Source organism: Peribacillus sp. NPDC096448 (assembly GCF_044762675.1).
Lineage (GTDB): Bacteria > Bacillota > Bacilli > Bacillales > DSM-1321 > Peribacillus > Peribacillus frigoritolerans_B.
Genome location: NZ_JBIWEU010000002.1, coordinates 110,932 through 123,450 on the forward strand (window position 1 = coordinate 110,932; position 12,519 = coordinate 123,450).

The following is a 12,519-nucleotide window of genomic DNA, read 5'->3' on the forward strand; positions in this document are numbered from 1 at the left end:
ATTAGATAATAATCTAATTAGTGACTGTCAATCAAGTTAATATTCACTTTTCTATAATGCTTGGAAAATCTGATGTATACTTTAGGGGAATACTAAAAAAATAATCCGGAATTAAGGAGCTGTAACATGGCTAATACACATGTTTATACAAAAAAAGAAGAAGTAGTCAATGCGATAACCCACGGTGTCGGCGTTTTGTTGAGTATTGCTGCACTTGTGTTTTTAATCATATACTCAGTTCAAACAGGATCGCCTTGGAATGTAGTCATTTCAGTCATATATGGTGTTTCCATGCTTCTTTTATACGTCTCTTCCACTTTAGTGCATAGTTTTCCAGAGGGGAAAACAAAGGATATATTTGAAATCTTTGATCATTCGGCCATATATATATTCATTGCTGGAACATACACGCCCATCATGCTTCTTGTGATCAAAGGGTCACTAGGCTGGACACTGCTAGGTATCATTTGGGGAGTTGCAATCATTGGCGTCGTCTTCAAAGCTTTCTATGTGAAAAAATTCCTTTTCCTTTCGACGATTCTCTATATTGCAATGGGGTGGATGATCGTTATCGTTTGGGGCCCACTTACAGCAACGATGCCTTCAGCTGGTATCCAGTTACTGATTGCAGGGGGATTGCTTTATACGTTTGGTGCCATTTTTTATGTTTGGCGCGGTTTTCCGTTCCATCACGCGGTTTGGCATGTATTCGTGCTTGGGGGAACTGTCACACACTTTTTTGCAGTATTGTTTTATATCCTTCCACTATGATCACTTGGTCGATTTGATGTATCTGAGAGATTGGTTGAGGTTTTAAATGACCCCTATTAGGAAATAATTAAGGTATACAGACTAAAGGAGGAAAAACTAATGAGAAGATCAATCAAAATATTATCAGTGCCGTTTGCCGCTTTGCTTGTTTTGGCTGGATGCGGCGAAGAAAACGATGAAGTGAAAAACCCGCCGGTTCAGGAAAATGAAAATCAAGCGGAAAATAATCCTGAAACAGGTACGGATAATAATGAAAAACTGCCTTTCACATATAAGGATTTTCAATTAGAAGTGGATTATACCGGCAATGATAACGAATACGAAGCTGAATATGATACAATGGGAGCTCAAACAGAAGCTTCGATCGAGGACAAACTTAACAAACACGAAGTTCACGGTGATGAAGCAATGAAAGAATTGACACCGATTCTAGAAAAATTGACATTCACCAAAGATTCATCAGATGAGGAAGTCATTCAAGAAGTGACAAAAGCATTTAATTTGAAGGATGACTATCAAGAATTTGATTTAGAGGTCGTTTTCGAAGATGGTACGAAAAAAGAATATCAAGTGAATAATAAGTAACTAAAATCCATTACTCTATTCTGCATGTTCATATGTGCCGTCAATAGTTGTCAAATTACTGTTCCTATAGTAAAATGGTTACGGTTAGCAAAGGGGATAATATACATTTGCTATTTATATTCGGACTTATGGGGATAGGACCGCAATAAATACTTGCAAAAAAGATTCTTTTTTAAGAGTCTTTTTTTTGTAGTGTTCTGGAATGAAGAAAAGGGTACCGCTTGCGGTACCCTTTTCTTCATTTATCCATCATTGCGATAGTGATGCATTTCTTTTTGGCAGCATATTAGCCGACGCTAACCTTGAACGGATTGTTATGCCAAGCCAAGATGCAAGGAATGCCTTTAAAACGCCTACGATTATAAATGGTGCAAAACCGCTGGCAAATGCCACTGGCCAAGATAATGAACTCATATATTTTAACCAAACCGTACCGATGACCAAAGTAATTATCATCCCGATTGTATTTGCAAGGAAAGCCATTGCGACTGAGAAACGGGTTTTTTCCAATATCAGGCCAGTTATATATACTGTCGGGATATAGGATAATAAATAACCGCCAGTAGGACCGAATATCTTAGCCAGCCCTCCTGACATTTCAGCGAAAACCGGAACTCCCGCTGCCCCTATGAACAGATATAATAAAACGGAAGAGGTTCCATAACGTGAACCCAGTATCGTTGCTGCCAGTCCAACAGCTAGAGTCTGACCTGTAATCGGTACTAATGGCAGTGGAATTGTAATTTGGGCAAGTATTCCTATAATTGCTGCAAATAAAGCTGTAACCATCATCATTCTTAACTTCTCATGACGCTCCTTCATCGTGCTTCCTCCCCTTATGTAAACCTGGTTGTATGACGAGTTGACATATAAAGAATTTTAATATGTTAAGTAAACACTGTCAATGATATTATGAATTTTATTTCAATAATGGACTTTTTAGATGACAAGGTTTGTAAAAAAACAAGGCTCAATTCCAAAGTAGGGTTACTAATTCGTGGCCGAATTGCTATTAATCTACTCACTTAAATAATGGGGCTACCTAAATAAATATTTTGCATAAAAAATAGCACCCCCAATTGTTAGATAGTGTCTAACAATTGGGGTGCAGTTCATGATTCGTTTGTGATTATAGTATTCTATATATTTTGCTAGTTCTTGTTTAAAGTGTTCCACACTTTCAAATTCTTTTAGATAAAGAAGTTCCGATTTCATGATACCAAAGAAATTTTCCATAACAGCGTTATCGTAACAATTCCCTTTGCGAGACATACTTTGTGTAATGCCACGTTCCCTAAGGACATCACGGAATTGTTTCATTTGATAATGCCAGCCTTGATCTGAATGAATAAGGAGAGTATCGTCGTCTGTTAAGCGTTCAAAAGCTTGATCTAACATCGTTGAAATGAGTGAGTAGGTTGGTCTTGAACCGATTGTATACGTAATGATTTCTCCATTAAATAAGTCCAATATCGGCGATACATATAGCTTTTCTCCAAATAATTTAAACTCTGTAATATCCGTAACCCATTTCTCATTTGGTTTTTCAGCTTTGAAATTGCGATCTAAAATATTTAGTGCAATCTTGCCCACAGTTCCTTTGTAAGAGCGATATTTTTTCATACGGACAAGACATTTTAGCCCTAGTTCTTTCATGATACGTTGTACCTTTTTGTGGTTTACTTTGTGTCCGCGATTTCTAAGTTCATCACGAATACGTCGGTAACCAAACCGACCTTCATGTTCATCGAAAACAGATTTAATCAATCCTTTCAGTTCTGCATCTGGATCAGGACGACCGAAGTTTTTCACCCAATAGTAATACGTGCTACGCGGAATGTCTGCGAGCTGTATAAGTGCTTTCACCAAGAATGCATTCCTTAATTCATAGACTACTTGTGCTTTGTCTTGTTTGGTGATTTTTCCTTGTTTTGAACTAAGGCATTCAACTTTTTTAAATAGGCATTCTCCATACGTAAACGTTCATTCTCCGCCTGTAAAGCCTCTATTGATCCTTCATCGGGCACTTGAGAATTTGATGTCTTATTATTTTTATTTTTCATGGATGGACGCCCCTTTTTCTTTGATTGTAGGGCATCAAATCCTCCTGTTTCATAAGCAATTTTCCATTTTCGAAGTGTTTCATAAGATGGAATATTAAAAATCGCCGCTGTTTCCCTGATAGACGTCCCGTGTTCGTTCATATAATTGAGTACATCTAGTTTAAACTGTGCGGGGTAGGGTGTATAGCGTTTTTCAAAAGCATCAACACCAAAAAGTTCAAATTGTTTAATCCACTGATGGAGCAAACTCGGATGAACACCAGTAGATTTAGCAATAGTTTTTCCTCCCTCATTACCATCTATATATTGTCTTACTGCCTGTATTTTTTCTTCTGAAGAAAATCTCGCCATAAAAAAACTGCACCTCCAATTGTTAGTTGTGTCTAACAATTGGGGTGCAGTTCAAAATTACTGGTTGACCTTTTTTTAATAGAATCTATTATTTCAGTAGCCAGGGTAGGACGTAAGGGTGCGTGGGACTTGATCCCGTGAACTAAACTGTCCGCCCCTACTTGTAGAAACATGTTTGAGGCTGGTCGGGACGCAGATCTCGTATAACAAGCGAAGCTATGACACTACAGGTAGGACTAGGGGTACTGGTTAGTAAGTAGAGGAGGAAAAAACAATGAATCCAGTTGTTGGTCTGGATGTGACAAAAGGAGAAAGCCAAGTTCAGGCATTTTTAGACCAATCTAAACCGTATGGGAAGAGCTTTATAATGAAGCATACCAAGGAGAAATTGGACCATTTTTTAGACTTTCTAAAAGAAGTTGAAGAGGTGACAGGGCAGCTGCCTATGGTCATTTTAGAATCTACAGGGCATCACCATACTCCCGTTATTCAATACTTGGAGGAACAAGGGATTCTATATATCTTACTAAAACCGATTATTTCTTATCAGGCAAAGAAGTCCAGTTTACGGAAGGTAAAAACGGACGCAATCGATGCGTACCAGTTGTGTGTGCTGTATTACAAAGAGGGTTTTGAACCTCATAAAATTAGAGGAATTCAGCTTTTAGACCTTCGGAATTTGTCAAGATAACAGGAAATCGTAACGAATATGTATGTGGGAGCTAAACTTCAGTTTCACCCCATTTTAGATCAAGTGTTTCCTGAATACCGGAAGGTTTTTGGGGATCTATATTCGAAGGTTTCTTTATTGATGTTAAAGGAATATCCTACTTCAGAGGCGGTATTAACAGCCGGAGAAAGTAGACTGGCAGAGAGTGTTATAGAGTTCTGTTCTAGCCGATCCGGTCAATGGGCATGGGAAAAAGCAAAAAAAAATAATGGACTCCGCATCTCGAAATCCATTTCAAAAAAACGTGTATGAAAGTCACGTAATCAATCTTCGTATGTATATTGAGCTGCTTTTTCATTACCAGGGACACCTTTCTGATTTGGAAGATCGTATAGTGGCCCTGGCAAATGAAATGGAAGAATATAAGATCATCCAATCGATTCCCGGTATAGGAGAAAAAATCGCAGCCACGATTATCTCTGAAATTGATGAAATCAATCGGTTTAATCATCCGAAAAAACTGGTTGCCTTCGCTGGAGTAGATCCAAGTGTTCACTCATCGGGTAAGTTTACGGCAACCATTAATCGTATGACCAAAAGGGGGTCGAGCAGACTACGTCATTCCCTGTATCTTGCCGTACTATGCGGCATAAGAAGTTCAAGGAACAAAAAGCTTAAAGCATTCTATGATAAGGAAATTCAGAAAGAAAACCTGCCAAAGTGTCAATCGTTGCCCGTAAGAATAAGTTGCTTCATTGGATCTATGCTTTATTAAAGAAACGTTCCTAGATTTAGCCTAATTAACGTTTTTATGTAACAGAGAAAAACCCTTCCAAAAGGGTTTTGGAGGGTTATTTAGCATGGCCAAAAATAGTATATCATAAGGGAAATGAAAATTTTAGAGAAAGATATTGACATCCTATTAGCTGGTTTAGTTCATTAAGGATTACTAAAAATAATCAAACTATTTTTCGAAAATTGTAAACTTAATTACTAGTTTTGATCAACAATAGTTTCTAGTTTTTTAAAATAATGGGGCGTAAGACTATTTATTTTATTACGCAGTACGATCATTATATGCATTATAAAAAAAGTGTTGTTGCACTAACAGGTTTTACTTTTGGATTTCTTTAAATTATATCTATTCACTAAATGCTTTATATATACAAAAAACATCTTTTACTTTACGTTCGTTCCTGTATTTTTGGGACACTTTTACGGAAAGAGATATGTTTTAGCAGTTTTTTTATGTTACCTTTTTTTTCAGTGACACTCATCGTTCTTAGTTGCATGTACAAGCACTCCGTTTGTAATTTTAATAAGATATAGAGAAAAACAAAAATTTTGATTAATGAATGGAGGAAGTACAATTATGAGTCTATCAAATGATCCTGTAGATAAATTGTTTATTTTCGTTCATATCCCCAAAACAGCGGGGACAACCCTATCATGTATAATAGAAGATCAATATAAAGGTAATGAGTTTTGGAAATATAGCTATGATTATCAAGTACTAATAGAAAAAGCTAACAAGATGAAATGTGTAATCGGACATTTTCCTTTCGGAGTTCATCAGCATATTAAAAGGCCATACACTTATTTAACCATGCTTCGCGATCCGGTTGAACGTCTCATTTCACTTTATTATTTTTGGTCCGAACAGGCTTTTGGGAATGTTCAAAATGTAAGTTTTGAAGAATTTATCGATTCTCCCATTTATGATGCTAATGTTTCAAATGGGCAAACTTTATATTTGGCGGGAGGTCTAACACCAGATTTGGAGAAAGCGAAAGAAAACCTTATCAATCATTTTGCAGTTGCAGGGATTTTGGAAATGTTTAACGAATCTCTCTTTTTCATAAAAAATGAATGTGGCTGGAATATAAATCATTACCAATTGGCTAATAAGGGGAAGACTCGTCCCGCGGAAATACCATTTTCAAAAGGTGTGCTCGAACTTGTAAAAAGTAAAAATGAGTTGGATTTAGAATTGTATCAGTTTGCAAAGAATCTATTAGAAACAAAAATACAACAATTAAATTCTGACCAAACAATAGAATTTAATAAGTTTATAAATCAAGTAAGACAACATTAAGCTTGAGTTATAAACTCCTAATGTATTCCCCTACATTTGGTTGAACGTTTCATTTGTTAAAGCTGAATTTGTAAAAGTTCGGTTTTTTTATGGAGATATTTCTTTATGGGATTATCAATAGTCAACACATTAACTAGTGAGGATAGAGTAATTTTTTCATTTATAGACAATAAGACAAGCATTTCAAATTCTAGTTCACATAATGGGTTTATCTGCACATTACAATTATGGTTCACGCGTTTTAAACCCTCTAGCAACACCAAGATCCTTTTAAAGAATAATGGCCTAGTTTATCCGAAAATCCTTGATAGAAATCCTTTTTTCTCATTCTTTTGACTGCTCAGTTGAGCCTCAATTAACTTCTTTTTTCCTCTAATTCGGCCTGTTTAATTATGTCTTCCTTCTTTTGTTCTTTTTTGTACACATTAAAGGTATCATGTGTCCATGAAACTATACTAACTCCATATTGGCATATTTACACTTACAATAGTTCGATGTTCGTAATCATTTTAGAATTAAGTAGTACGCAGTTCGCCTATTATACATATACATCCCATTGAAAAGACAGGGGATGTAACGGCTCAATAAAGATGATTACTATCTCCCCAACAACACTGCTTTGCTAGAGTAGACTATTGACTAATTATGTGGAAAATAAGAACTTTTTATAAGGAAGCATAATAATGTATATAAACATGTGTGGAAATGATTAACTGATTAGACGGAATTAAAGCTATAACAAAACATGAAAAGGACGTGAATAAAATAAGTGGTAGATAATATAAATGCATATGAAAAAAAACCCAATCTTAAAATGGAGAAGACAGAGTACTTGAGGAACTATTTAATCGGATGGGTACTACAAATGAATTTTTTGTGGAATTTGGAGTAGATGAGGGAATTGAATGTAACACACTTCTTATCTCTCCATGTATAAACAGTGGAGTGGATTATTAATTGAAGGAAGTACTGAATCCATTGCAAAGAAAGGGGATGTAACGGCTCAATAAAGATGATCACTATCTCCACAATAACACTACTTAGCTAGAGTAGACTATTGACTAATTATGTGGAAATAAGAACTTTTTATAAGGAAGCATAATAATGTATATAAACATGTGTGGAAAAGATTAACTGATTAGACGGAATTAAAGCTATTACAAAACTTGAAAGGATGTGTATAAAACAAGTGGTAGATAATATAAATGCATATGAAAAAAGAATCCAATCTCAAAATGGAGAAGACGGAGTACTTGAGGAACTATTTAATCGGATAGGTACTACAAATAAATTTTTTGTGGAATTTGGAGTAGAAGAGGGAATTGAATGTAACACTTCTTATCTCTCCATGTATAAACAGTGGAGTGGATTATTAATTGAAGGAAGTACTGAATCTTATACTAGATTAGTAAATAACTATAAAAGTAAAGGACTACATCAAGTTGTTTTAGTCCAAGATTTTATTACAAAAGAAAACATAGATACGTTGTTTAAAACAAATAATGTACCAACTGAATTTGATCTATTGTCCATTGATATAGATGGAAACGATTATTGGGTTTGGAAGGAACTTGGTGATTATAAACCGCGAGTTGTTGTAATAGAGTATAATGCTGCTTTTCCACCACCAAAAAAGTGGGTGATGCAATATAACCCTACACATTATTGGAATGGAACAGATTATTATGGAGCAAGTCTTACCTCTTTAACCGCATTAGGAAAACAAATGGGGTATGGGCTTCTTGGTACAGATTCAAAAGGTGTGAATGCCTTTTTTTTAAGAAAAGACCTTATTCAACAATCAGGATTTGCGGAAAAAACACCTGAAGACGCATACAATTCATTAAAACATGGGAACAATGGACATCCACCAGGATCTGGTCCATTTCTAGAGATATAAAAAAGATTTAGACATTAAGTATGAAGTTGAACATAATAATATAAATATATATTTACCTTATAAAGCAAAGAGTAACATTCTTGCAAAGCAAGATTTTAATTAACAGTGTTATATCGTGAAATATTATTTATTATGAAAAAGAGGTGTATCTTAATGATGAATAGGTGGCTTATCTACACACGACCTGACTGGCCCTTTAACTGGTTCTTTAATCAATATTATGAAAATGGTACCAATCCTCGTTACTTCACTTTTCAAATTGTGTTCAATTTACTCAGCCAAAGAAAAGAAAATCCAGTTATTATAGAAACTGGAAGTCAATGGCTTGAAAAAGGTGATGGGAGTTCTACTACTATCTTCTGTGAGTATATTTCGAGATACGGTGGTAAACTAATTTCAATTGATATTAATCCTAATACTATTAAAACCGTTAAAGAATGGACAGCTGATTATCAGGCTGACAAAGAGTTCATTGCCTCGGATTCTGTCACTTATCTAGAAAAATATCAGGGGCCAGTTGATCTTATCTACCTTGATAGCTTTCACTATAGCATGGATGATGGCCCTAATCTCCAAGAAAGAAGATTAGAAAGTCAAGAGCACAACCTTAAAGAGTTCAAGGCTATTGAAAAACAATTAAGTCCCTCAACCATTATTTTATTAGATGATAATTTCCTTCCAGGAGGTGGAAAGCCTACACTAACAAAAGATTATCTTGAACAAAAAGGATATATCTGTTTGTTAGATTTTCACCAGAGTATTTGGATAAAGGAGATATAATAATTGAAAATTTTATATGTATCTATGCATGAAGTCCTTGAATATGAAGAAATACTTCTTTTAAAAGAATTAGGACATGAAGTTTTCTCTCTTGGTTTTAGTTCAACTGAAGCCGGTCGAGCATATAGACCCAATTTATTTAATCATCAAAATGATTCGAATATAACTAAAAAATGGGAAGAATTACAGATTAATCCTGCTTCATATGGTCCGGGCTTTTATCATTATGTGAAATTAACTAAAGATTTTGTTGATAATTTTGATGTTATTATAGTCATGCATAGTTCCACATTTATTGAAACAAATTGGGATGTAATGAAGCATAAAACAGTTATTTGGAGGACAATTGGACAGAGCTTAGAAACGTCAGAAAATATTATGGCACCGTATAGAGCTCAAGGAATGAAAATTATTCGTTATTCACCAAAAGAACGTGAAATTCCAGGTTTCATTGGAGAAGATGGACTGATTCGATTTTATAAAGACGAAAATCAATATGGTAATTGGAATGGTCAAAAATCTCAGGTTATTACATTTTCGAGGATTATGATGTATGCTGATAGATATCGTCATTATACTTTTTTTGAGGAAACGACGAGACCGTTTCAACGTGCCTTGTTCGGACTAGACAGTGAAAAAGTAGGTTCATGGGGAAAAGGAATGGTTCCTTTTGAACAGCTTAAACAAGAACTGTGTGATAACCGTGTTTATTTCTACACAGGAACATGGCCAGCTAGCTATACTCTCAACTTTATAGAAGCTTGGATGACTGGCATTCCAATTGTCGCTATCGGTCCATCTTTAGGTAATCTTAAACACCACGGTAGTAATTATAATCTCTATGAAATTCCATCATTGATTGAACATGGAAAGACAGGGTTTTTTTCAGATAATCCATTAGAGTTACAAGATTATATTCGTAATCTATTCCAATCAACAGCTTTGTCTCAACAAATTAGTAGTGAAGCAAGAAAAAAAGCGATCTCTATATTTGGAAAAAATGTAGCTTTGAGGGCTTGGAATGACTTTTTGAATAATGAACTTTAGGGCTTCAATTTATAGCATATAGCTTCTGTGTTCGCTTTCCGAAAAGTCGAGCAAAGAAGCTTTTTTTTGTTCATTATCGGTTGCAGCTTCTTCGTACGCAGAAACAATCTGGTTTATTTCCTCTTTTTCGGATTCTTCAGCAAATGTAATATAGGAATCTAATTTTGGGGCATAACCTTAATTAGTACGGAAAGAAACTCGAATCAAGCGAGCCGAAGCTTCGCATCGTGGGAATGGAACCTACAGGCCATTACTGGATTATTCTTTCAAAATGGCTATTTAAACAAGGAATTGAGGTAGTTGACGGTAAACCCTCACTTAGTAAAAAGGAATAAAGAAAACCGTGATAATACTCAGTCGAAAACTGATAAGAAAGATGCCCTGGTCATCGCTGATATGGTGAAGAACGGTTACTACGCCTTTTTCAGGAGCACTTCAGAATCATTTGAAATACTTAGGGTCCTTATGTCTAACCGTGATGTGGTAGTTAAACGACTCGTTAACACTATTAATTAATTAAACCGTTGGGTTGATATTGTCTTTCCCGAACTCAGGCGCAAGTATTTAAAGACATTACTGCTAAAGGGGCAATTGCCACACTTCGTTTATTCCATCTCCAATGGAACTGCGTTCCCTGAAACCTGATGATGTTGTTTCAGGATGGAAATCAATAATGAAGAGACAGCCTGGATTAAGGCAAGCTCAATTACTTCTTCAGTTAGCTAGGAAATCTGTCGGCACAAGACAGGCTCTTGAAGCGTATAAATTTTATTTGGAACAATTATTACTTACAACTCGAAAGAGTGGAACAAGAGGTTAAGGATGTATTAAAACAAATACCTTTTGCCAAGAAGCTGCTTGCCATTAAGGGAATTAGTGAAATTTCTTTGCCGGAATATTAGGTGAAGCAGGAGATCTAAGTGGTTTTTCACACGGTAATTCTTTACTCCGGCACGCTGGGGTGCATCTGGCTGAAGCAAGCTCTGGTAAGTGGAAAGGCCAAAATGTCATCTCTAAGCGAGGGCGATCCAGGCTAAGACGTTTCCTTTTCTTAGCCACCATGAGCCTTGTGATGAATAACACGGAATTTCGAGCCATTCACACCCATAATGTTAAGGTGAAAAAAATGAAGAAAATGAAATCGATTATGAAATTGGTAGGTAAGCTAGCCAGGATATTTGTTGGAATAGCACGCAATAATATTCCAGGGTAATGGATTTTAAATTGTTTATTCAACAAACAGGTGCGTTACTTCATTGCCAGGTGCTGATCAAAGCTCCTTTTTCTTATGGGGGTACCCCTAATAGGTTCTTACATGTCACTGCAAAATTCTATATACTAAAATTAATAAACTAGAATACACGAAGAACATTTAAACAGAAGTGTAATACGAGGAGGCAATATCATGCTTATTACGGAACGGCATCAATTAATTTTAAAGCTATTAAAAGAAAAGAAGAATGTTAAGATTCATGAGCTAGTAGAATTAACAAATACTTCAGAATCTACTTTGCGTCGTGATCTAGATCAATTAGAAAAGCAGAACTACTTAAAACGTGTACATGGTGGAGCTTCACTTTTACATAGTAAACGAGACGAACCAAGTGTGTTTGAGAAAATAACGCAGAACCTTGGGGAAAAAGCTAAGATAGCAAAATATGCGGCAGAACTAATTTTGGACGGCGACTGTGTTTATCTTGATGCTGGAACAACAACGTATCAAATGATCAAACATTTAAGACAAAAAGATATCGTTGTCATTACAAACGGAATTGATCATTTAGATGCATTACTTGAAAATGATATATGTACATATTTTATTGGTGGATTTGTTAAAAAGATTACCAAAGCAACAGTTGGACGTTATGCATACGAAAGTATAAAAAAATACAGATTTGATAAGTGTTTCATGGGTACGAACGCTATTCATTATAATTTTGGATTGACTACCCCAGATCCAGAAGAGGCGCAAATGAAAGAAAGAGCCATTTTTTTGTCACGTGAGGCCTTTGTATTAGCAGATCATACAAAATTTGGAGAAGTATCATTTTCTAAGTTTGCAGATTTAAACCAGACAAAAGTTATTACGAATGAAGAAGGTACAATAACGTTAGGAAAATATAAGGAGAAAACGGAGATAATTATTGTGAGGGACTAAAAACTAAATTTGCTATCGTTGAAGGAAAGCTGGTATTCAAACTGTCTGATTCAGACATTAGAATACCAGCTTTTTTTTAAGGAGATTCTGAAATTATTT

The 12,519-nt window shown here is 35.5% G+C and carries 9 protein-coding genes and 2 pseudogenes; 9 read left to right on the top strand and 2 right to left on the bottom strand.

Annotated elements, in window-relative coordinates:
* Window positions 1–126 precede the first annotated feature (126 nt).
* On the top strand, window positions 127–771 hold the full coding sequence (gene trhA / locus ACIQ0C_RS04445; protein ID WP_403057352.1) for a PAQR family membrane homeostasis protein TrhA: 645 nt from the start codon (window positions 127–129) through the stop codon (window positions 769–771).
* A 99-nt stretch (window positions 772–870) separates the two neighbouring features.
* Complete coding sequence (locus tag ACIQ0C_RS04450) at window positions 871–1,356, top strand: YusW family protein (protein ID WP_403057355.1); 486 nt, start codon at window positions 871–873, stop codon at window positions 1,354–1,356.
* A 249-nt stretch (window positions 1,357–1,605) separates the two neighbouring features.
* Here the strand turns inward: ACIQ0C_RS04450 and ACIQ0C_RS04455 are convergent, their stop codons facing one another.
* Both ACIQ0C_RS04455 and ACIQ0C_RS04460 read right to left on the bottom strand, forming a co-directional pair.
* Window positions 1,606–2,178, bottom strand: coding sequence for a biotin transporter BioY (locus tag ACIQ0C_RS04455; RefSeq protein WP_403057358.1), 573 nt, complete (start codon window positions 2,176–2,178; stop codon window positions 1,606–1,608).
* A 216-nt stretch (window positions 2,179–2,394) separates the two neighbouring features.
* Window positions 2,395–3,770 (bottom strand): IS3 family transposase gene (locus tag ACIQ0C_RS04460; protein ID WP_403057361.1). Its coding sequence is split into 2 segments (ribosomal slippage): window positions 2,395–3,314 and window positions 3,314–3,770, totalling 1,377 coding nucleotides; the frame shifts between segments, so codons are not numbered across the junction.
* A 274-nt stretch (window positions 3,771–4,044) separates the two neighbouring features.
* Between ACIQ0C_RS04460 and ACIQ0C_RS04465 the strand changes: the two are divergent.
* From ACIQ0C_RS04465 to ACIQ0C_RS04495, 7 genes and pseudogenes are all read left to right on the top strand, one after another.
* A pseudogene (locus tag ACIQ0C_RS04465) lies at window positions 4,045–5,229 on the top strand (IS110 family RNA-guided transposase).
* A 583-nt stretch (window positions 5,230–5,812) separates the two neighbouring features.
* Window positions 5,813–6,535, top strand: coding sequence for a sulfotransferase family 2 domain-containing protein (locus ACIQ0C_RS04470; protein WP_403057364.1), 723 nt, complete (start codon window positions 5,813–5,815; stop codon window positions 6,533–6,535).
* Between the two features lie 1,189 nt (window positions 6,536–7,724).
* Window positions 7,725–8,435: a hypothetical protein gene (locus ACIQ0C_RS04475; protein WP_403057367.1), complete on the top strand. Its 711-nt coding sequence runs from the start codon at window positions 7,725–7,727 to the stop codon at window positions 8,433–8,435.
* A gap of 153 nt (window positions 8,436–8,588) precedes the next feature.
* A complete protein-coding gene (locus ACIQ0C_RS04480) occupies window positions 8,589–9,215 on the top strand; it encodes a class I SAM-dependent methyltransferase (RefSeq protein ID WP_403057370.1) in 627 nt (208 codons plus the stop codon).
* A 3-nt stretch (window positions 9,216–9,218) separates the two neighbouring features.
* The gene (locus ACIQ0C_RS04485) at window positions 9,219–10,262 is read left to right on the top strand and encodes a glycosyltransferase (protein WP_403057373.1); all 1,044 of its coding nucleotides are present in this window, start codon (window positions 9,219–9,221) and stop codon (window positions 10,260–10,262) included.
* Window positions 10,263–10,486: 224 nt separating this feature from the next.
* Window positions 10,487–11,475, top strand: a pseudogene (locus ACIQ0C_RS04490) (IS110 family RNA-guided transposase); the annotation flags it as partial.
* A gap of 192 nt (window positions 11,476–11,667) precedes the next feature.
* A complete protein-coding gene (locus tag ACIQ0C_RS04495; RefSeq protein WP_403057376.1) occupies window positions 11,668–12,420 on the top strand; it encodes a DeoR/GlpR family DNA-binding transcription regulator in 753 nt (250 codons plus the stop codon).
* Window positions 12,421–12,519: the final 99 nt, after the last annotated feature.